Origin of the sequence: Streptomyces flavofungini, from assembly GCF_014650815.1 — a bacterium.
Lineage (GTDB): Bacteria > Actinomycetota > Actinomycetes > Streptomycetales > Streptomycetaceae > Streptomyces > Streptomyces flavofungini.
Window position 1 is genome coordinate 262,285 of the sequence record NZ_BMVR01000004.1, and the last position, 21,306, is coordinate 283,590.

Annotated in this window: 18 protein-coding genes; 4 read left to right on the top strand and 14 right to left on the bottom strand. The window is 73.2% G+C overall.

What is annotated here, in order from left to right:
• The first annotated feature begins 185 nt into the window (after nt 1-185).
• A complete protein-coding gene (locus IE274_RS11415; protein ID WP_190115547.1) occupies nt 186-1,643 on the top strand; it encodes an NCS2 family permease in 1,458 nt (485 codons plus the stop codon).
• A gap of 69 nt (nt 1,644-1,712) precedes the next feature.
• Nucleotides 1,713-2,933, top strand: coding sequence for an XdhC family protein (locus IE274_RS11420; RefSeq protein WP_190115548.1), 1,221 nt, complete (start codon nt 1,713-1,715; stop codon nt 2,931-2,933).
• A gap of 60 nt (nt 2,934-2,993) precedes the next feature.
• Here IE274_RS11420 and IE274_RS11425 read toward each other — a convergent pair whose 3' ends face one another.
• Nucleotides 2,994-3,971, bottom strand: coding sequence for an oxidoreductase (locus IE274_RS11425; RefSeq protein WP_190115549.1), 978 nt, complete (start codon nt 3,969-3,971; stop codon nt 2,994-2,996).
• A gap of 81 nt (nt 3,972-4,052) precedes the next feature.
• On the opposite strand from IE274_RS11425, the gene IE274_RS11430 reads away from it, so the two are divergent.
• The gene (locus IE274_RS11430; protein WP_190115550.1) at nt 4,053-4,670 is read left to right on the top strand and encodes a TetR family transcriptional regulator; all 618 of its coding nucleotides are present in this window, start codon (nt 4,053-4,055) and stop codon (nt 4,668-4,670) included.
• A gap of 177 nt (nt 4,671-4,847) precedes the next feature.
• The gene (locus IE274_RS11435) at nt 4,848-6,143 is read left to right on the top strand and encodes a cytochrome P450 (protein ID WP_190115551.1); all 1,296 of its coding nucleotides are present in this window, start codon (nt 4,848-4,850) and stop codon (nt 6,141-6,143) included.
• A gap of 82 nt (nt 6,144-6,225) precedes the next feature.
• Here the strand turns inward: IE274_RS11435 and IE274_RS11440 are convergent, their stop codons facing one another.
• From IE274_RS11440 to IE274_RS11500, 13 genes are all read right to left on the bottom strand, one after another.
• Nucleotides 6,226-7,023, bottom strand: coding sequence for a polysaccharide deacetylase family protein (locus tag IE274_RS11440; RefSeq protein WP_372447140.1), 798 nt, complete (start codon nt 7,021-7,023; stop codon nt 6,226-6,228).
• A 97-nt stretch (nt 7,024-7,120) separates the two neighbouring features.
• Complete coding sequence (locus IE274_RS11445; RefSeq protein ID WP_190115552.1) at nt 7,121-8,512, bottom strand: NADase-type glycan-binding domain-containing protein; 1,392 nt, start codon at nt 8,510-8,512, stop codon at nt 7,121-7,123.
• Nucleotides 8,509-9,066 (bottom strand): phage tail protein, encoded by a 558-nt coding sequence (locus tag IE274_RS11450; protein ID WP_190115553.1) that lies wholly within the window; start codon nt 9,064-9,066, stop codon nt 8,509-8,511. Before IE274_RS11450 ends, IE274_RS11445 begins: the two co-directional genes overlap by 4 nt.
• Before the next feature lie 49 nt (nt 9,067-9,115).
• The gene (locus tag IE274_RS11455) at nt 9,116-11,074 is read right to left on the bottom strand and encodes a putative baseplate assembly protein (RefSeq protein ID WP_190115554.1); all 1,959 of its coding nucleotides are present in this window, start codon (nt 11,072-11,074) and stop codon (nt 9,116-9,118) included.
• Entirely contained in the window at nt 11,074-11,526 is a 453-nt protein-coding gene (locus tag IE274_RS11460; RefSeq protein WP_190115555.1) for a GPW/gp25 family protein, read from the bottom strand. Before IE274_RS11460 ends, IE274_RS11455 begins: the two co-directional genes overlap by 1 nt.
• Nucleotides 11,527-11,578: 52 nt before the next feature.
• Nucleotides 11,579-13,495 carry a VgrG-related protein gene (locus IE274_RS11465; protein ID WP_190115556.1) on the bottom strand — a complete coding sequence of 639 codons (1,917 nt, stop codon included), beginning with the start codon at nt 13,493-13,495 and terminating at the stop codon, nt 11,579-11,581.
• Entirely contained in the window at nt 13,495-14,214 is a 720-nt protein-coding gene (locus IE274_RS11470; protein WP_190115557.1) for a CIS tube protein, read from the bottom strand. The genes IE274_RS11465 and IE274_RS11470 overlap by 1 nt, the downstream gene beginning before the upstream one ends.
• Before the next feature lie 33 nt (nt 14,215-14,247).
• Nucleotides 14,248-14,670 carry a phage tail protein gene (locus IE274_RS11475; protein WP_190115558.1) on the bottom strand — a complete coding sequence of 141 codons (423 nt, stop codon included), beginning with the start codon at nt 14,668-14,670 and terminating at the stop codon, nt 14,248-14,250.
• A 79-nt stretch (nt 14,671-14,749) separates the two neighbouring features.
• On the bottom strand, nt 14,750-15,259 hold the full coding sequence (locus IE274_RS11480) for a hypothetical protein (protein WP_190115559.1): 510 nt from the start codon (nt 15,257-15,259) through the stop codon (nt 14,750-14,752).
• A 3,120-nt stretch (nt 15,260-18,379) separates the two neighbouring features.
• Nucleotides 18,380-18,538, bottom strand: coding sequence for a DUF6760 family protein (locus IE274_RS11485; protein WP_087886307.1), 159 nt, complete (start codon nt 18,536-18,538; stop codon nt 18,380-18,382).
• Nucleotides 18,535-19,041 (bottom strand): hypothetical protein, encoded by a 507-nt coding sequence (locus tag IE274_RS11490; RefSeq protein ID WP_190115560.1) that lies wholly within the window; start codon nt 19,039-19,041, stop codon nt 18,535-18,537. The genes IE274_RS11485 and IE274_RS11490 overlap by 4 nt, the downstream gene beginning before the upstream one ends.
• Complete coding sequence (locus IE274_RS11495) at nt 19,041-19,484, bottom strand: phage tail protein (RefSeq protein WP_030360083.1); 444 nt, start codon at nt 19,482-19,484, stop codon at nt 19,041-19,043. The genes IE274_RS11490 and IE274_RS11495 overlap by 1 nt, the downstream gene beginning before the upstream one ends.
• 64 nt (nt 19,485-19,548) lie before the next feature.
• Nucleotides 19,549-21,150, bottom strand: a complete 1,602-nt coding sequence (locus IE274_RS11500) for a phage tail sheath family protein (protein WP_190115561.1) — start codon at nt 21,148-21,150, stop codon at nt 19,549-19,551.
• Nucleotides 21,151-21,306: the final 156 nt, after the last annotated feature.

Here is a 21,306-nt window from a genome sequence, read left to right on the forward strand (position 1 = left end):
AACGTCACACTTCCGATGCCCGCGCCGCCCGGAGTCCCGCTCCCCTCCGCAGGGGGACCTTTCGTTCGTCTCGGGCCGTCCCCCGGGTCGTGCAGCCCACGCACCATCCCAAATCCCGCAGTCATCACAGACACGTCCGTGTGTGTCTGCAGCGGGTGCCCCTTTGAACCTTGGGAGTAGGCACCATGACCCAGCAGTCACTGGAGCCCAAGACCACCGCCGAGGACGCGGGCTCCGGCTCACGCGTCCCGGCCGGACGGTCTTGGCTCGACCGGTACTTTCACATATCTCTCCGGGGATCGACGGTCGCGCGTGAGGTGCGCGGCGGCATCACGACCTTCATGGCGATGGCGTACATCGTCCTGCTCAACCCGCTGATCCTGTCCGGCAAGGACGCGGCGGGCGACACGATGGGGCAGAAGGCCCTCATCACCGCGACGGCGTTCGCCGCGGCCGTCACCACCCTGCTCATGGGCTTCGTCGGCAAGGTGCCGCTGGCCCTGGCCGCCGGGCTCTCCGTGTCCGGTGTCATCGCCTCGCAGGTCGCACCCGAGATGACCTGGCCGCAGGCCATGGGCATGTGTGTGATGTACGGCGTGGTGATCATGCTCCTGGTCGTCACCGGCCTACGCGAGATGATCATGAACGCGATACCGCTCGCGCTCAAGCACGGCATCACCATGGGCATCGGCCTGTTCATCGCCCTCATCGGCCTGGTCAAGGGCGGCTTCGTCCACCAGGGCAAGGCCACCGCGCTGACCCTCGGCCCCGGCGGCGAGCTGCAGGGCTGGCCCGTCCTGCTCTTCGCCGGAACCCTGCTCCTGATCTTCATGCTGCAGGCCCGCAACATCCCCGGCGCCATCCTGATCGGCATCATCACCGGCACCGTCGTGGCCGTCGCCCTGAACGCGATGGACGTCATCAACCCCAAGCAGTGGGCCAACGGCGCCCCCGAGCTGCACGGCAGCGCGGTCTCCACACCGGACTTCTCGCTCTTCGGAGACGTCGAGTTCGGCGGCTGGGGCGAGGTCGGCGCGATGACGGTCGGCATGATCGTCTTCACCCTGGTCCTCGCGGGCTTCTTCGACGCGATGGCGACGATCATCGGCGTCGGTACGGAGGCCAACCTGGCCGACGACAAGGGCCGCATGCCGGGCCTGTCCAAGGCCCTGTTCATCGACGGCGCGGGCGGCGCGATCGGCGGCGTGGCGGGCGGCTCCGGCCAGACCGTCTTCGTCGAGTCCGCGACCGGCGTCGGCGAGGGCGCCCGTACGGGCCTCGCCTCGGTGGTCACCGGTCTGTTCTTCGCGGCCTGTCTGTTCTTCACGCCCGTCACCGCGATCGTCCCGCAGGAGGTCGCGTCCGCCGCGCTCGTCGTCATCGGAGCGATGATGATGATGAACGCACGGCACGTCGACTGGGCCGACCGCGCCACGGCGATCCCGGTCTTCCTGACCGTGGTCCTGATGCCTTTCACGTACACCATCACCACCGGTGTCGCGGCGGGTGTCATCGCCTGGGTCGCCATCAAGATCGCTCAGGGCAAGGCACGGGAGATCGGGGCCTTCATGTGGGGCCTGACCTTGATCTTCATCGTGTACTTCGCCCTCAGCCCCATCGAAAGCTGGATGGGCGTCCACTGAGGCGCCGCGCCGGCCCCCTAGCCGCTGAGCCTCTCGGGGAGGCTCAGCAGACCCCCTGAGGAGACCGACATGCTGGACATCGCCGAAGAGCTGAACCGGTGGGTCGAGCAGGGGCGTGAGTTCGCCGTCGCCACCGTCGTGGCCGTCGGCGGCAGCGCGCCCCGGCAGCCCGGCGCCGCCCTCGCCGTCGACAGCGACGGCACGGCGATCGGGTCCGTCTCCGGGGGCTGTGTGGAGGGCGCGGTGTACGAGCTGTGCCGCCAGGCGCTCGACGACGGCGAGACCGTCGTCGAACGCTTCGGCTACAGCGACGACGACGCCTTCGCCGTGGGCCTGACCTGCGGCGGAGTCATCGACATCCTGGTCACACCGGTCCGCGCGGACTCGCCCGCGCGGCCGGTGTACGCCGCCGCGCTCGCGGCCGCGGCCCGGGGCGAGGCGGCCGCGGTCGCCCGCGTCACCGAGGGGCCCGCCGAGCTGATGGGGCGGGTGCTGCTCGTCCGTGCGGACGGCGGGGCCGGGGCCGAGGGGGTCGCGCACGGCGACGGACCCCCGCACGAGGTCGCCCCGGACACCGCCGTCGGGTACGAGGGCGGGCTCGGCGGGCATCCGGAGCTGGACCGGACCGTGGCGGGCGAGGCCCGTGCCCTGCTGGACGCGGGCCGCACCGGCACCGTCGGGATCGGGGCGGACGGCTCCCGCTGCGGGCAGCCCCTGACCGTCCTCGTCGAGTCCTCCGTACCGCCGCCCCGGATGATCGTCTTCGGGGCCATCGACTTCGCCGCTGCCCTCGTCCGCGTCGGCAAGTTCCTCGGCTACCGCGTCACCGTGTGCGACGCCCGGGCCGTCTTCGCCACGCCCCTGCGCTTCCCCGACGCCGACGAGATCGTCGTCGAGTGGCCGCACGAGTACCTGGAGCGCACCGAGGTCGACGGCCGCACCGTCCTGTGCGTCCTCACCCACGACGCCAAGTTCGACGTGCCGCTGCTGCGGTGCGCTCTACGGCTTCCGGTGGCCTATGTGGGCGCGATGGGGTCGCGTCGCACCCACCAGGACCGCAACCGCCGCCTGCGCGAAGTCGGCGTCACCGAGCTGGAGTTGGCCCGCCTGCGGTCGCCCATCGGGCTCGACCTCGGGGCGCGTACGCCGGAGGAGACGGCGCTGTCCATCGGCGCGGAGATCGTCGCCAACCGGCGGGGCGGGAGCGGGGTCTCGCTCACCGGGGCGCACACGCCCATCCACCATGAGGGAACGCGGAGGGTTGGCGGGCGGATCGGGTCGGTCGCCTGAGGCTGCCCCCGGGCGGTGCCCCGGACGGGGTTGCCGTTTGATCGCGCTGCGCGCTCGTCCTCAATCGCCGGACGGGCTTTGAACGCTCGCTGCGCCGAACGTGAAGTGGACGTCGGTCAGCTGCTCTGAGACGTCCCACAGGCGGTGGGCCGTTCGCTCGTCCTTGGCCCTGGGGGCCAGCCGGACCCGCTTCGGGGCGCCGCGCAGTTCCGCCATGCCGTCGGGGCCGATGAGGTCGCCGCTCCGCGCCTCCGGGGCCGTCGCCGCGTAGAGCTGAGGGAGGGCGCCCTGGTCGGGGGACTGGGCCAGGGGCTTGAGGAGGCGGCCGAACAGGAACTTGACCAAGCCGGTCGGGGCGGCCGTCTGGAGGTTGGTGGCCGTGTAGCCGGGGTGGGCGAGGACGCTGCGCACGGGGCTGCCCGCCGCCGTCAGGCGGCGGTGGAGTTCGTGGCCGAAGACGGCGCCCGCGAGCTTCGACTGGTTGTAGAAGGCCATCGGCGCGTACGTGCGCTCGCCGGAGAGGTCGTCGAAGAAGAGATCGGCCTGTCGGTGGTTGGTCGACGTCACGGTGACCACGCGGGAGTCGGGGCCCGCCGTGAGCAGGTCCAGCAGCAGGCCGGTGAGGGCGAAGTGGCCCAGGTGGTTGGCGGCGAACTGCAGCTCGTGGCCCTGGGCGCTGAGCGTGCGCGGCGGGGCCATCACGCCCGCGTTGTTGATGAGGCCGTCCAGGCGGGCCCGGTCGGCGCCCAGGTCCGCGGCGAAGGCGCGCACCGAGTCGAGGTCGGCCAGGTCGAGGGGGCGTACCTCCAGGCTCGCCTCCGGTTGCCCGGTGGTGATCTCGGCGACGGCCCGCCGGCCCTTCGCCGCGTCCCGCACCGCGAGGATCACGTGCGCGCCCCGGCGGGCGAGGGCCCGGGTGGTGGCCAGGCCGAGGCCGCTGTTGGCCCCGGTGACGACGTACACCCGCCCGGACTGGTCCGGTATGGAGGCGGCGTTCCAGCCGCCCTGCCGCGATTGCTGCCTGTGCTGCTGCGTCATGCGGCACATGCTGCCTCTCGTGACACCGAGTGTCAATGCGATACCGAGTGCCATGCAAGGCATGGCGTGTAGCATGGCAGGGTGAGTTCTCGTCGTGAAGTCAGCCTGGCCGAGCGCAAACGTCAGCTCGTCGCGGACGAACTGACGGAAGCAGCGCTGCAGTTGCTCGCCCTGAAGGGGTTCGACGTCGTCACCGTCGACGAGATCGTGGGCGCGGCCGGCGTCTCCAAGCGGACGTTCTTCCGGTACTTCGCGTCCAAGGAGGACGTCGTCGTCCAGTTCCTCGCGGACATGGGCACCGGCATGTGCGCGGAGCTGGCCGCCCGGCCCGCCGGGGAACGCCCCTCCGCGGCGCTGCGGCACGCCGTCTGGGTGCCGCTCGGCGAGTGCGCCGACCACTCCGACCGGGCGCTGCGCGTGGTCCAGCTCATCCTGGATACGCCCGCGCTGCTCGCCCGCTTCCTGGAGCGGCAGGCGCAGTGGCGCGACGACCTGGCGGCGGAACTGGCACGCCGCGAAGGCCTGGACGCCGCGACCGAGCTGTATCCGAGGCTCGCCGCCGGGATGGCGCTGAACGCCTTCGACGCGGTGCTGCACCGGTGGAGCTCCAGCGACGGTACGGCAGACCCGGCCGCGCTGACCGACGAGGCGTTCGCCGTCATCGCGCCCTCGCTGGACGCGAGGGTCCGGCGGGGCTGAGGGGTTCCCCGGTCGCGCGGCGCGGGTGCGCCGGGGCCGGGTCCGGCGCGCCTCCGGGGCCCATGAGGCGCAGGCGGCGCCTGGTGCCCCGACCGGGGCGAGCGCGTGCGGGGCGGCCCGGCCGGAAGCCGCCCTCGCCCTTTCGCGCGGCTCCGCGGCTCGGGCACCATGAGGAAGATGGACCAGCAGCAGCACGCCAGGCTCGACGAGTTGATGCGCGACCCGTATCCGCTCTACGCGCGCGCCCGGCGTGCCGAAGGGCTCACCTTCGTGCCCGAGCTGCAGGCCTGGCTGGTCGCGAGGGACGCCGACGTCCGTGAGGTGCTGCGCAGGCCGGACGTGTTCTCGTCGGCCAACGCGGTGCGCGGGGACATCGTGCCCGCCCCCGCGGCCCTCGCCGTCCTCGCCCAGGGCGACGGCGCCCGCCGCCGCGTCGTCATCAACGCCGACGGCCCCGCGCACCAGCGCATGCGCGCACCCATCGCCCGCGGCCTGTCCCCGGCCCGGGTGGCCGCCGTCCTGCCGTACGTGACCGAGCGGGCGACGGCCCTCGTCGACGCCCTCGCCGAGGCGGGACCCGGCGGTCGGGGCGGGCCGCACGTGGACGTGATGGCGGCGTACGCGCTGCGGCTGCCGGGACAGGTCGTCGGCCGGATCCTCGGCTTCGACCCGGCGGACGTACCGGTGGTCGTGCGCGGCGGCCACAGCACCGAGCGGTTGCTGTTCCGGCCGCTCCCCGAGGACCAGCAGGTCACGGCGGCCCAGGACATGGTCGCGCTCCGGCGGCTCCTGGACGACTACGTACAGGACCGGCACGCCGCGCCGCGCGACGACCTGTGCAGCGAGATGGTCACCTCGCTCGCCCCCGACGACGGCGACCCCGACCCCGACCCCGCCGACCCCGACCCCGACGGCGCCGACCCCGAACTGACCCTCGGCCAGCGCGCAGAACTGGTCGCCCACCTGGAGAACTTCCTGCTCGCCGGGCACCTCACCACCACGGCGCTGATCGGCACCACCCTGCTGCACCTGCTGCGCCACCCCGCGCAGTGGAAGCTCGTGTGCGAGGAGCCCGAGCGGGTCCCCGCCGCCATCGAGGAGGCGGCCCGCTACGACACCGCGCTCCAGGGCTTCCGCCGGGTCACCACCCGCGCCGTCACCCTCGCGGGCACCGAGCTCCCGGCGGGCGCCGAGGTCCTGGTCGGCTTCGGCGCGGCGGGGCGCGACGAGGGGCGCTACGAACGGCCCGACGTCTTCGACATCACCCGCACCCCCGTCGCCCGGCACGTCGCCTTCGGCCTGGGCGCGCACGGCTGCCCCGGCGCCCAGCTCGCCCGCGAACAGTTACGGGTGACCCTGGCGCTGTTCACCCGCCGCTTCCCGGGCCTGCGCCTCGCCGCGGACGGCCCGCCGGTGCGGATGCGCCCGACGCTGATCCACCGGGCACCGGAGGCGCTGTACGTGCAGTGGTGAACACGGGTGCCGTGCGCGGAGTGCCCCCCGGGCGCCCGGTGCCCCGCGCCCTGACCCACCTGCCTGGCGGTACACCTGCTGCCTAGCGGTACACCTTGCCCGGCTCCGCCTTGCCCGGCGCGAGGAGCTGCGGCACCGTCACGAAGACGTACCCGCGCTGCTTCAGCGCGTCGATGATGCCCGGCACCGCGGGCACCGTGCCCTTGTAGATGTCGTGCAGCAGGATGATCCCGTCGCGGCTCGACTGCTCCAGGACCCGCTTCTCTATCAGGGCCGAGTCGTTCGTCGTGTAGTCCTTGGCCGTCACCGTCCACAGGATCTCGGAGAGCCCGAGCTCGCGGGATATCTTGTTGACGGTGTCGTTGGTGCGGCCCTGCGGCGGGCGCATCAGCGTCGGCTTCTTGCCGATGAGCTTCTCGATCGCCTTGTTCGGGCGCTCCAGCTCGGCGCGCGCCTCCTTGGCGTCGATCTTGGTGAGGATCTTGTGCGACCACGTGTGGCTCGCGACCTCGTGCCCCTCGGCGTCCATCTGCTTGACCAGCTCGGGGTACTTCACGATGTGGTTCTTGCCGAGCGTGAAGAAGGTCGCGGGCACGGCCTTCTCCTTGAGGATCTTCAGCAGCCGTGGCGTATTCTCACTGGGCCCCGCGTCGAACGTCAGCGCGATGCACTTCGCCTTGCGGCAGTCCACACTGCCGAACTTGCCCTGATCTGCGGCTTTCGCGTCCACCGCGTCCTTGCGGACGGTGCTGGGGGACACGGTGTCCAGCTTGGCGCAGCCGGACAGGGCCACGCTCGCGGCGAGCGTGACCAGCCCGAGAAAGGCAGTGCGAGGACGCAACCTCGTCGCGGGCTTCCGCATCTTGTGTATGGCAGGCATGCGGGAACTATACACAGGGTGTATAGAGAGTCCGCGCAGGGGGTCTGGCGTGCGCGGAGCCTCAAGCGGAAGGCGCCCCTCCGGCCCCCGGGCAGGGTCAGGTGCGGCTCCCGTCCGAGCGGCCGAACATCTCTATCTCCGAGATGGCCACCTGCTTCTTCGCGGACGCGGCGTGCGCCGACATGATCGTGAAGCGGACCTTCGTCACCTCGCCCACGCGGAACGCGCGGCGCTGGCCGCCCGCGCCCGGGTCCAGGGTGAGGTCGCGGGTCGCCGTGCTGCCGTCCTTCTTGGTGATCGTCGCCTTGACGCGGTGCGGCAGCGCCGACTTGTCGAGCTGGTCGGCGCGCGTCGACACCCCCGGCGTGATGATGAGGTCGAGGAGCCGGGTCGGCCGCGCGAACCCCACCTCGATCCACTCGCCCTGGCCCGACTGCGCCACCCCCGGCCCCCACCAGGTGTTGTTCAGCTTGTCGAACGCCAGCTTCGGGCCGTGGCCCTGGTACGAGCGGGACGCCCGGATCCGGTCCGGCTCGACCGGGGCCCGCTTGGCGAAGTGGTCCCGCGTGGCCTGGTAGCCGTCGGGGATGTACACCGCGCCGAGGATGAGCAGCGTCACGACCACGACCGCGGTGACCCAGGTGCCGACCCGGTCGAAGACGCGGCGCAGACGGGGGCGGTCGCCCGCCCAGGGCGCCTCGTGCTGGCCGGGGCCGAACAGGCGTCGCCACCACGGGAGTCGCACGGGTGTGTTGGTGCGTACGCCGTCGTCCGCGAGCCGCATCGCACAGTGACCGCAGAAGTGGCGGTCGGGACGGTTCGGGGCCGCGCACCAGGGGCAGGGCGGGCCCTGCCCCGCCCGGTGCTGGTGGCCGGGGGCGCGTACCTGCGGGCGAGCCGCGTCGGGGCGGCCGGGCAGGACGGGGGCCACCGCCGGGGACGGTGCCGGAGGGGTGGGATCCGGGTCGGCCACGGGGACCAGGAGGGAACGGGCGCGGTCGTCGGGCACGGGTGGCGCGGAGGGCGCGGGTGCTGGGGGTGAGTTGAACGAGTTGGGTGCGTTCGGTGCGTCGGGTGGCGCGGGGGTGGTCGGGGGGAAGTCGTCCGGGGCCGGGTGCACCGGGGTGTTGGGGGTGGTGTCCGTCAGGTCCGGGGACGCGGGGGACGGTTCGGGTGCGAAGGCGGTGCGGGGTGCGCCCGTCGTGCCGAGACCGGTGCCGCCGGGGCGGGAGAACGCATCCCAGCCGGGGGCGGGGGCGGAGCCCGCGACGGAGCCGGAGTGCGAACCGGGACCCGGGGCCGCGCCGGAGCCCACGGCGGGACCGGTCCCCGTCGCGGACCCGGACCCCGAGGCGGCAGCCGAAGCACCCCCCGGCGCCCCGCTCCGCGCCCCCGCCGCGTCCCACCGGAGCACGGCCCCGCACGCGTCGCAGAAGGACTGACCCGGTTCCGCGCGGGTGTCGCACTCGGCGCAGTTCTGCGTGGTCATCTCTGCTGGGTCCTTTCGGTGGCCGTCACGGTGACGGTGTAGGGCATGTGCGCGGGGCGGGCGGCCGCCACGAGGGTGTCCAGGCGGTGGGTGTCCGCCGGGGTGGGGTCGGGCAGCCGCAGGGTGACGTGCAGGTGCGGGCGGGGAGCGCCGGGGACGGGGCCGCGGGGGCGTGCGCTCCAGGTGGCGCCCCCGCTCTCCGTGATCTCCGGCTCGGCGCCGAACGCGAGCCGTACGGCCTCCGACAGGCCCCGCCGGGTGCCGCGGACGCGGTGCAGCACGGCCGCCGCGGCCACCGCGGCGCGCAGCCGCGCCTCGGGTTCGGTGCCGTCGGTCTCCGCGCCCACCCAGGTGCTGAGCCACTGGGCGAAGTCGATCGGTGTGAGCGCCGGGTCGAAGTAGGAGTCCAGGCAGTCGAGTACGTTCAGGATCGGCGCCAGGACGTCGTCGATCCCGCCGACGAAGCGCTGCGCGAGATCGTCGTCGGCGAACACGGCAGGGAGCATCATGCCGAGGGGCGCGGAGGAGCCGAGACCGTCGACGGACCCCCTCATCGGGGGCCTCCCGGGCCGGGCCTCAGGGCTCCCGCGTACGACGTGATCGTCACGTGGCGTCCCCGATCACGCGGACACGGTGGTCGAAGGAGAAGACCAGCGCCGTCGGCTCCAGGTCGATGCGGTCCGTCGGGTCGCCGCGCTTGCCGGTGAGGGGGTCGGCGGGGTGCAGGACGACCTCGTCGACGAGTTCCACGCCGGGGACCCGCTGCAGGACGGCGAAGACCTCGCCCGCCTGGACGGGGCGGCCGAACGGCCAGCCGCGGCCGTCGCCGCCGCCGGTGAGCGGGTCGAGGTGGCGGTAGAGGGCGTCGTGGGCCTCGCGGCGTACCCGGTCGGTCTGCACGCCGCGGAAGGCGTGCACCGTGGCGACGACGGTGATGCCCTGGTAGTAGGGCGGGCCCACGGCGAGGCGGGTGCCGATGAGGCGGCGCTCGTCGAGGTGGCGGGTGACGCGGTCGAGCAGGGCGTCGCCGGGGACGAGTTGCTCGAAGCGCAGCCGGCCGCCGGGGTCGGGCACGGCCTGCGGGACGACCAGGACGCGCACCGCGTACGCCCCGTGCTCGTCGGGGGCACCCTCCAGGCAGGTGATGCGGGCGGTCTCGGGGGCGGCGCGGCGGGCGAGTTCCTCGTAGTCGCGCAGGGTCACGGCGCGCTCCTGGGCGCGCAGCGTGATGGGGGCCCGCACCTTGGCCTCCTCGACGGTCTCCCCGTCCACGCCGCCGTGGGCGGCCTCGCGGTTGCCGACCTCGGTGATGTACGGGATGGAGGTGCGCAGGACGCGGATCGCGCCGCGGGCGACGTTGCCGGCCCGGCCGCCGCCGGTGCGGTAGCGGCGGGCGCGGATGACGGCGCCCTTGGGGGCGACCATCCCGTACTGGCGCAGGGAGCCGTCGGGTTCGCGGACCGCGGGCCCGAACGCGAGGTCGCCGGTGGCCGCGTCGAGAGTGAGGTGCCGGTCGTCCGGGCGGGACTCGGCGAAGTGCGGGACGACCCGCCAGTCCTCCCAGCCGTTGCGCTCGGCGGTCTGCAGGAGCAGCGGCGGGTCGTCGCCGACGACGGGCGCGTGCGCGAGCCGCAGCCGCTGTCCGGGCAGGCCGTTGGACTCGCCGAGCGCCTCGTCGTACACCGTCTCGGCGTGCACGACACGGGTGGTGCCGCCGATCGTGCACACGTCGGCGGACCGCACCGTCGGCGAGGTGGTGTAGAACGGCTGGCCGGACAGCGGTTCGGTGACGCGGCAGCGCAGCCAGCCGCCCTCGTGGCCGCCGTTGCGGGACAGGACGTGGCCGCCGGGCACGTGCAGGACGACCTCCCCGGGCCGGTTGAGCCCGCCGGTGCCGTCGCGGTGGACCTCGCACGGCCGCCAGCCGTCCGCCGTCCAGGCCTCCCACACGAGTGGCGGCTGCCGGGGGTCGACGCCGACACCGTCGACGCGGCTGTCCAGTTCGAGGGCGACCGCGCAGTGCGGGACGGCCGCGGTCAGGCCGAACAGCAGGCAGTCGCCGGGGCGCGGGGCCGCGGTGAAGCACGGGACGTCGGCGCCCTCGGCGAGTTCGGTGGTCCGGTCGGTGACGGGCTCGCCCTTGAGCTGCACCATCAGGTGCCGCAAGGCGCTGGAGACGATGCGCAGTTCGCGCTCGGTGGCGAACACGACCGCGTCCTCGGCCTCCGTGCGCAGCGTCGTCACCTCGGCGCCGGCCGGCACCGCGACGGCCTCCTCGCGCGGCGCGGACAGCCAGAACGTGACGTCGGTGCGCGCGGCGACCGGCGGGAAGAGCGTGATGCCGACCAGGTCGAGGAAGGCCAGGTGGTTCTTGTCCGGCACCCGGTTGAGGCGGTACACGATCTGGTCGGCCATGTGGGCGACCGTCTCGACGAGGGTGACGCCGGGGTCGGAGACGTTGTGGTCGGTCCACTCGGGCGCCCGCTGCTGGATGTAGCGCTTGGCGTCGTCGACGAACTGCTGGAAGCGGCGGTCGTCGAGGTTGGGGGAGTGCAGGGGCATCAGCGGTCGCTTTCGGGGGAGTTGCCGGGGCCTTCGGACGTCTCCGCGGCCTCCGGGTCCTCGTGGGAGGGGATGACGTAGAAGGGGAAGACGAGGCTGCGCGGGTTGTTGGTGCCGCGGATGGCGTACCGGACGTCGATGTAGAGCACGCTCTGGTCGCCGCCCGAGGTGACCTCCACCTCCCGCACCTCGATGCGCGGCTCCCAGCGGTCCAGGCTCAGGTGCACCTCGTGCTGGATCCGGCCCGCGGTCTGCTCGTTGACGGGCGCGAACACCAGGTCGTGGATGGCGCAGCCGAACTCCGGACGCATCGGCCGCTCACCCGGCGCGGTGGCGAGAACGAGCCGGATGGCCTCCTCGATCTCGCGTTCCCCGCTGACCAGCGCGATGCCGCCGGTGGGACCGATGCGCAGCGGGAACGCCCAGCCGGAGCCGACGAACTGTTCGGCCATCAGGAGATCACCGGTCCTCTCTCGGGATGCGGGGGCAGCGGGGGCGCGGGCGTCATTGGAAGGGCAGCGGTTTCCGGTTGACCAGGACCGCGCCGTTCAGCCCGATGTTCGTCGAGGTCAGGGCCATCGTGGCGCCGGAGGTGAGCGCCATCGGCCCGACGGTGTTCAGCGTGACCCCGCCCGCCGCCATGAGGGTCGCCAGACCGGCCGCCTTGACGTTGAAGAACGACGTGTTGATGGTGAATCCGCCGCCGCCCGCGTTCATGTTGACGGCGCTCGCGGCCCGCAGGCTGAGCATCCCGCCACTCTGGATGGACACATTGCCCCCGGCGCTCAGCCTGAGGTCGGTCCCCGCCCGGACGGACACGGAGCGGCTGCCCTTGATGCTGACCGAGCCCTTGCTGTCCACGGTGATCTCGGTCTTGGAGCTGTCCAGGCTGACCTTCAACTTGTCGTCCCCCGTGGTGATCCGCACGCCCCGGTGGCGGCCCACGCGCTGGCTGAGCAGGTCGACGCGGTTGCCGGTGCGGTCGGAGAGGGTGTGGCGGCTGGCCTGGTTGCGCGCCCCGGAGTACAGCGGGGCGCTGTCGCGGGTCGGCTTGTTCCTGCCGTTGTAGAGCCCCCCGATCACGAACGGGTGGTCGAGGGCGCCCCGGTCGAAGCCCACCAGCACCTCGTCGCCGACGTCCAACGGGAAGATGCCGCCGCCGCGTTGCCCGCCGAGCTGCACCGACCGCGTCCAGTCGCTGATGTAAGTGTCGTCCAGCCACGGGAACTTGAGCTTGACCCGGGCGTCCTTGCCCTTCACCTCGACGTCGGTGACGACGGCGTTGGCCACCCCGGGCAGTCGCGGCGCGCTGTCCGTGCCGCCGGAGGTGAGCCCGTACAGCGAACGCCACTGGCGGCCGCTCACCGTGACCCAGGACTCGTAGCGCTGCCCGTTGCCGAAGACGTGCCGCACGGAGGTGGTCGTGTACTTGCCCTCGAAGGGCTTGCCGACGTCGCCGAGCGCCACGGGCACGCCGGGGCGCAGCTTGGGGTTGCCGTGCACGACGACCTCCAGCTCGGGGAACGAGGACGACACGTCGTCGAAGAGCGCGTCGGCGGCGTGATCCACCTCGGCGGGCTTGTCGTAGGGCGTCGACGTCTGCACGAGCGTGGTCTTCCTGAACGCGCCGGCCGCCTCACCGGGAGTGGCGCCGATGGCGAAGCCCGGATTGCGCGCGGAGCGCGAAGTACCCACGATCTCCCGCGCGTTCGCGACGTCCCAGCCGCGTGCCTGCACCGTGCTGACCTGGTCGGCGGCGGTCACCGCGGTGCGCAGGCGCAGGATGTCGACGCCGGACTTCAGGACGAAGGGACTCTTCCTGCTGTCCGTGTCCGGCGAGGGCGCGCCGGAGGACGGCTTGGGCTTCACGAAGTTGAACTTGCCCTTCGCGTCCAGGGACATGACCATCTTGTTCTCGTCCGCGAGCCGCGCGATGAAGTCCCAGTCGGTGACGTTGGCCTGGCTGATGAACTCGTAGCGCCCGCCCCCCGATTCGATCCTGCCGATCGGCACGCCCGCGAGGCCCGCCAGCGTCCGGGCGATCGAGGACGCGGTCTCGTTCGTGTACGCGGCCACGCGGCGCTGGCGCAGGAAGCGGTGCCCGTAGTCGTAGCCGCGGATGACGGTGAAGGAGCCGGTGCCGTCGTAGTCGGCCTCCAGGGCGGTGACCTCGCCCGTCAGCAGCGGATCGCCGGTGCCCTTGCCGTCCGCGACCGGCGTGATCACCACCTTCGTACCGAACTTGACCTTGAGGATGCCGAGGAGCTGGTGGTACGGGTCGCGGAAGGTGAGGCGGAACGCGGCCGGCACCCCGGCGCCCTGGTCGACCCAGCCGTCGACGAGCATCAGGGCCACGTCCGGGGGCAGTTCGGAGCCGCCGATCGTGACGTTGAGGACGCTGGAGAACGCGGTGGGTGCCATCAGCGCCGCACCTCCTGCGGCGCGGGCAGCACCAGTTCGGTGCCGGTCGTGAGACGGGTCGGGTCGTCGATCCCGTTGGCCTCGGCGATGGCCCGCCACACCGTGGCGTCGCCGTACTCGCGCCAGGCCAGGGACTGGATCGAGTCGCCCGCCACGACCCGGTGCACGCGCTGCGCGGTGAGCGCGCCCGAGGTCGGGTTCTGCCACTCGGCATCGCTCGGGATCTCGTGCAGTTGCAGCTGGCAGGTGGCGCGGATGGGCATGCCCGCGGTGCCGAACAGTGTGTACGAGGCCTGCGCGGAACTGACGTACGCGGTGAACCGGGCCGTGGCGAACGACCCCCACTGCAACACCACCCACGGCGGCGACGGCTGCTCGGCGGCCTTGCTCTTCGGCGTCACCCCGCAGCAGTCGATCAGCGACTCCACCTTCTTCAGGACCGAGTTGTCCGTGGGCTCGTCGGAGGAGTCCAGGAACACCTCCACGCTCATCTCGCGCGCCTCCGACCCCATGAACTCCGGCTTCGCGCCGTCCCGTTCGGTCGCCGTCGGCGTCACCGTCCACTGCGCGCGGCGGCCGATCGTCAGCTGCGCCGGGTTGAAGTCGAAGTCGAACGTCTTGATGAGCCCGCCGGGCGTGGTGCTGGTGCCGAGGGGTGGCTCATGAATGGCGAGGGTCGCGCGTACGAGGCTCTTGCCTGCGCCTTTGCTCTTGGGCATGGGGTGTCTCCCGCTCCTTGCTCTCCGCCGCCGTCAGTCCGTGAACCCGTGGTGGGCGATCTCCAGGACCTCCGTGGCGACGGCCGGACTGCCGGGGTCGAGGGTGGGGCCCTGCCAGCTCACGGGCAGCACGTCGATCAGCCCCCAGCGGGCGACCCGCGACCCGTCGGCGCGCAGCGCCGCGATCTCGGCGGTGGGCCGCTTGATCCCGGTCTGCACGGACGAGATCCACTTGGCGACCTTCACGGTCTCCGGGGTGAGCGGCCGGGTCAGCCGGATGGTGGAGAAGGTGACACGGGACGGCAGTTGCCACACAAAGCCGTTGTTGCCGCCCTCCTGCCGATGCTCGATCTCGACCTGGGACGACAGCCCCTCGCAGCCGTTGAAGTAGCCGAGGCTCTCGCCGTCGATGGAGAGGGAGAACCAGATCGTGGAGCCCGGGTCCTGGCGGGGCATCGCGGGAGCGCCTTCCTGTCGTGCGGGGTGAGCGGTACGAGGGGGTCAGTGGGTGCGGGGGTGTGCGGGTGGCGGCCGGTCAGCGGCGGTCGTCGCGGAGCCTGCCGATCCGTTCGCGGTCCATGCGGAGTTCGGTACGGATCAGCCGGGTGATCCGGCCGATCATCCGGTGCGTCAACTCGTCGAGCTGGAAGTCCGTGAGGTCCTTCGGGTCGAACGTGCCTTTGGGGACCCGGGTGTACGCGGGCGGGGGCGCCCCCGGGGCCACCGCCGAGTACGGGGGCGGGGCGCCGTTGGCGGGCGGGGAGTAGGGCGGCGGCGGGGACGACGTGTCCTCGTCGGACGGGCTGTAGGGCGGCGGCGGATCGCCGGGGCGTTCCCGGTGCGGGCGGAGACGGCCCAGCGTCGTGGCGACCGTGGCGGCGGCCTCGGAGGCGAGCGCGCCGATCGCCCCGCTCGTGCCGGAGGAACGCGACGACCGGAAGGGCAACCGCTGGATCGCGGGCCCGTCCGGGCTGCTCCGCGCGGGCGCGACGGGGCGCGGGCGCGGGGGCTCCACCGCGGACGGGGGCGGGGCGAGGGAGGTCACCGGGAGCGGCAGGGCGGTGCTGGTGCCGGGTGGCGGGACGACGCGCAGGTGGGCGGGTCTGGGGGGTGTGGCGGTGCGCTGGACCGCGGGGGCGGTGGCTGCGGGAGGAGTGTCCGTACGTCCAGGGGGTGCAGGGGGGAGTGCGGAGAGGGGAGCGGTGCTGGGGCCGCTGGGGGGTGGGACGGCGGTGGCGCGCTGGACCGGCGCGGGTGTGCGGCCGGTGGGGTGCGAGGCGGCGCGGGGCGGCTTCGGGGTGGCGGTGACGGGCGCTGCTTCCGCAGGCGTGGAGGTGAGGGGGGCGCCGAGGGGAGTTCGCCGGCGTAGGGGTGTGGCGGGGGAGGTGGCGCGCTGGACCTGGTGCACGGTCGGGGCGGCCTGGTCGACGCGAGGCTGCCCGGGGGTGGGTGCGAGGGCCGGAACCGGTGTGGGTGCGAGGGCGGGATGGGCCGGTGCGGTGGAGCCCGGGTGTGCACTTGGGGCTGCGGGGGTCGGCAGCGGGGAGGTCGGCGTGGTGGCGGATGCGGAGGTCGGCGTGGCAGTGGGTGCGGCGGTGGGTGCGGCGGTCGGTGTTGAGGGGACCGGGGCGCCGAGGCCGGGGCGCGGGGGCTTGCGGGTGGTGCTGCGCTGTACTGCCGGGTGGGCGGAGGTGGTGGCGGAGGGCTGAGGGCGGGGTGAACGCGACGCAGGAGGGCGGGAGTTGGGCGACTCCGGCGGAGTGGCGGAGGGGGCTTCGCTGCCCGTGAGGGAGGGAAGCCTGCCGCCTGTGGAGGAGGAGGTGCCGCTGCCCGTGGGAGGCGTGGGCGCGGTGGCGCCGCGGGGTGTGGGCGCGGCTGTGCCCTGGGTGTTGTGGGGCGCGCGCTGCACGGGAGGGGTCGTGTCGTGTGCGGTGGCGGACGGCGTGGGCGTCGGGGTCGCCTCGCCGGGGGTGGCTGGTGTGCCGGGGGCGCCGCTCGGACCGCTCGGGGTGGTGGGCGCGGGTGACGCGGAGGCGGGGGCGGAGGTGGAGGTGGGCTTGGGGGCGCGGGGTGCTGTGGCGCGTTGTACCTGGGGGTGGGCAGGGGGTGTTGTCGTGGAGGGGGGTGTGGCGGAGGGGCGCGTGGTGGGTGGGGTGGGGGACTTGGTGCTTGGGGTCGGTCGCGGCATCGGGGTGCCGGGTGCGCTGGGAGCGGTGGGAGCGGTGGGTCCGTCGGGTCCGCCGGGTGAGTTGGGGGCGGTCGGTGTGCTGTGTGGCGTCGGGGTGGTCTCCCGGGTCGGGCGACTAGAGGGGGTGCTTCGGTCGGCCGGGGGTTCGGGCGCGCGCGAACTGCCCGATGCGCGTGGCCCGTTGAGGGAGGGCGAGGGGCGCATTGGGTTCGGGTGTGCGGGCGTGGCCTTCCGCTGCACCGGAGGAGTGGGGGTCGGGCGGGGCGGGGTTCCGGGAGATGCGTCCGTGCCGCCGGATCCCGCTGAACGTACTTCTGCCGACGCCGAGTTGCCGACCCGGTAGCCGATCGGCCCGGGGGCGGGCGAAGGCCGGGTACCACTCCGAGGGCTGGTGCTCTGGTCCACGGCTCGCTGGACGGGCGGCTGGCCGCTGGTGGTGGGTGTGCTCGGGGTCGCGTGGTCGGTCGTGCCGGGGGCTTCGGCGCGGGGGGTTACGGGCTCGCTGCGGGTGCCGGGCGCTGGGGCTGGCGGCTCGGTGACCGTGCGGTGGAGCGGGGCGCCACCGTCGGCCGCCGCGGACGCCTCGGACGGCGTACCGCTCGCGGCGGCCCTCGCGGGCGCGGACTCCCGCCGTGCGACCGGCAGCACGCGCCGCTGCACCGCCGTCGAGGCGGCCGACGCCTTGGTCAAGGGGCGGGTCCGGGCGGCGGGGGGCGCGGCGAGCGGTACGGGGGCTACGCGGACACCACGAGCAGTGGCCGGACTCGGAGAGGCAGCCGGGGCCGGGGCGGTGGCACCCGCGCGTGCCACCGCCCCCGGCGCCGGGGCGAGCCCACCTGACGACGACTCGCCCGCAGCAGCCGAAACCGGCAACGCACGGGACGCCACCGACACCTCGGCAGAGCCGGGCACTGCCGAGCCGGGAACTGCCGAGCCGGACGCCGTCGAACTGTGCGCCGCCGAACCGGACGCCCCCAGGACACCCGCCCGACCGGAACCGAGCACCCCACCGGAACCGAGCACCCCACCGGAACCGAGCACCCCACCGGAACCGACCGCCCGACCGGAACCGACCGCCCCATCGGAGACAGCCCGGGACACCGCCGTCGCCGCCGACACCACCGGCCCAGCCGCAGAAGCCAATGCACGCGGAGGCGCAGACGCCGACGCACGCGGAGACGCAGACGCGACCGGAGACGCCGAGGTGACTGGACCAGCCGACGCGGCCGGAGCAGCCGACACCGCACCCCCACCCGACCCGGCGCCACCCGACCCGGCCCCACGCGCCCGCACCCTCTGCACAGCAGGCACAGCAGGCACAGCAGGCACAGCAGGCACAGCAGACACAGCAGACACAGCAGACACAGCAGGCACAGCAGGCGCCGACGCCGAAGCCGACGCCGAAGCGGGAGCGCCCCCGCCCCCGTGCAAAGCCGTCCCCGTCCCCACCCCGGAAACCGCCCGCAACGGAACCACCGGCATCCGCCCCGCGCCCACCCCCGCCTCCGGCGACGAACCCCCCAACGGCAAGGAGCCCGAAGGTCGTTCGAGCCCCGTGACGGGCCGCGCCGACTCGCTCAGCGCCGCTCCGGCGGGCGCACCTGAGAGCAGCCCACCGGAGCCGGTGCCCAGCACCGTGGTGAGCGACGACCCCCCGGCGAACGACGGGTTCTGCCACGTGGGCAGCCGGGAGCCGAACGCGGAGTCCGCGACCCCGGCCCGCCCCCCGGCGACAGCGCGCTGAAGGGGTGGCAGCCCGGTCCACGCGGCCACGGCCGACGAGCCACCGCCCGACACGGCGCTCCCGGACAGCGCACTCCCGGACAGCCCACCCCCGGACGCGGCACCACCCGGCACCGCACCGCCGGACCCGGCACCCTCGGGCCCGGCACCCTCGGCACCGCCATCCGCACCCTCGGCGTCCCCGGCGCCCCCGCGCCCACCCCACCCCCGAAGCCGCTTCAACAAACCCACAGTTCAGCCCTCCGCCCCGGCGCGCGTCACGAAGGACGCGATCTGGTCCGCGTAGCGGCGGCGGTCGTGGTGCTCCAGGTCCAGGATCGCCGCCAGGCTCCAGTGGAAGTGGTAGGCGACGTACGCGATCTCCTCGTGCAGTCGGTCGGTCGCGTACGTCACGATTCCCCCAGGCGGCTCCCGCCGAGTTCCACCTCGAACGGCTCGGAACAGTGCGGGCACTCCACCGCGGCGCGGGTGTGGCCCTCGGCGTTGATCTGCCGGTAGAAGTCCTGCAGGAAGGCGAGGTCGGAGGCGAACATGCTCTCCACCGTCCCGTCGTGCACCATCGGCAGCGTGCCCAGGCGCGTGATGACGCGGCCGAGCAGCACCACTGACAGGTACGCCGGATTCTCCTGGACCCGCACGTCGCGCAGCGGTACCAGCTCGTCCCGCGCCGTGGACAGGCGCATCACGCCGTCGCGGTGCACGGTGCCCGACTCGTCGACGTATCCGCGCGGGAGTTGGAACGGGAACTCGGTGCGCAGCTCCCGGGGAGTCGCGTCGAAGGGTGCGGCGGCGGGAGACGGGACGGGGGCATCCGCTCCCGCCGCCGCGGTCTGGGGGGCCGGTGGCGGCGCGGCGGCCGTGCCCGCGCCCGGCGCACCGGCGGCCGTGCGCCGCATTACTCGATGACCAGTTCTTCGAAGACGATGGTCACGGTCTCGGTGAGGGCCGCGGCCTCGCCCGCCTTGAGGGTGCTGGCGTCGACCTTGCTGCACCAGGCGTTGCGCAGGTTGTACCGCTTCACCGGATTGTCCTGGTAGTCCATCATGATGATGGAGGCGTTCTTGCGGGCCGTGCTCATCTGACCGTTGATCGAGTCGTTGATCCAGGTCGTGAACGACGACGACTGGGTCATGCCGCGCACCACGGTGCACTGGCCGTTCTTCTGCACGCCCGGCAGCAGATTCACCTCGGGCTTGCCCTGCGCCGAGTTCTGCTGGTGGACGATGACGTCCTGTTCGAGAGTGAGGCCGCTGACCTCCGCGAGGTACTCGACCATCACACCGTCGATCTGCAGACCGAAGTTGTGTGAAGTGAGGGAGTCACCCTGCATCAGACTCATGAGTTCGCTGTCCTTCTAAGCCGCTGGGCTTGTTGACGGATGTGTACGGGAACCCGACGGCGGCCTACTCCTCCAACTCCCCGCTCCCGCTGGAGAACTGGGAAAGCCGGAAGATCACGAACTCCGCGGGCTTGACCGGCGCGATGCCGATCTCGCAGATGACCCGGCCGAGGTCGACCGACTCCGGCGGGTTGGTCTCCTCGTCGCACTTGACGTAGAAGGCCTCCTCCGGCCGCTGGCCGAACAGCGCGCCGCCGCGCCACTCGTTGACCAGGAACGCCGAGACGTTGCGGCGGATGCGGGCCCACAGCGCGTGGTCGTTCGGCTCGAACACCACCCACTGGGTGCCGATCAGGATCGACTCCTCCAGGTAGTTGAAGTACCGGCGGATGTTCAGGTAGCGCCACTCGGGGTCGGAGGCCAGGGTGCGGGCTCCCCAGACGCGGATGCCGCGGCCGGGGAAGGCGCGGATGCAGTTGACGCCGATGGGGTTGAGCAGGTCCTGCTCGCCGCGGGTGATCTGCAGCTCCAGGTCGACGGCGCCGCGCACGACCTCGTTGGCGGGCGCCTTGTGCACGCCGCGCTCGGAGTCGTTGCGGGCCCAGATGCCGGCGACGTGGCCGCTCGGCGGGACCATGCGGGACTGCCCCGAGGCCGGGTCGAAGGACTTCAGCCAGGGGTAGTACAGGGCCGCGTACTTGGAGTCGTAGCCCGCCGTCTCCTGCCGCCACACCCGGATCTGACGGGCATTCAGGCCCGGCGGCGGGTCGATGACCGCGACCCGGTCGCCCATCAGCTCGCAGTGCGCGATGAGCCCGAGCTGCACGGCCTTGACGGCCTCCAGGTCGATGGTGCCCCGCTGGTAGGCGGCCATGAGGTCGGGCACCGCCACCATGGAGATCTCGTCGACGGCCTCCAGGCCGCCGAAGCCGGTGCGGTCCGCGGAGTCGCCCAGGTACTCGGCCGGACCGGCGTGCCCGGCCGGGGTCCGCTGGGTCGGCGCGGGCAGGGGCGCCGCCGGGGCGGGCGGCGCGGGCAGCGCGACGGTCTGGTTCTCGGGGCGGGCGAGCTGCGCCGCCGCCGCGGCCTCCGTCACGGCGATGAGCTTGGAGCGCTCCTTGACCTGCGTGACGACGTAGGAGCGGCTGCCCTTCTTGGCGCTCACGTCGTACGTCTCGACGGCCTTGTCGCCGTCCTTGACGATCAGCTTGAAGCGGTCGGCGGCACCCTCGCCCTCGGGGTCGGCGACCTCCACGGACAACTGGCCGTTGCGGCCCTGCCCGGTGGCCGACACGGAGAACGTGCCGAGCTGCTTCGGCTCGGCGGCGGGCAGCGCGGCCGGGGCGGCGGCCGAACCGGTCACCGCGGCCGGTGCGTCGCCGTCCGCGTTCGCGCCCTCGGCGGAGCCGCCGACGCGCACCACGTACGCCGCGGAGCCGCCGTTGTTGAAGAAGCCGTAGACGGAGTGCGCGAGGTAGTAGCCCTCGGTGAAGTCGCCGAAGGACGTGACGTACTGCGTCCAGTTCGTCACCAGCGTCGGCTCGTTCAGCGGTCCGGTCGGCGCGAGCCCGACGAAGGCCGCCACGGAGGTGCCGACCCCCTCGATCGGGCGCGAACCGCTGGCCACCTCCTCGACGTAGACGCCGGGCGACAGGTAGGACGGCATGCTCTGCTCTCCTCTGGGGTACGGATCGGGCCGGGTACGGAACAGGCCGGGCACAGGCCTGGCACAGGCCGGGCACGGGAACAGGCCAGGTGCGGGACGTAACCCCCTCACCCTCGCGGGCCCCTCCCGCCACCGAAACGTCCTCGGGTGCCGGGC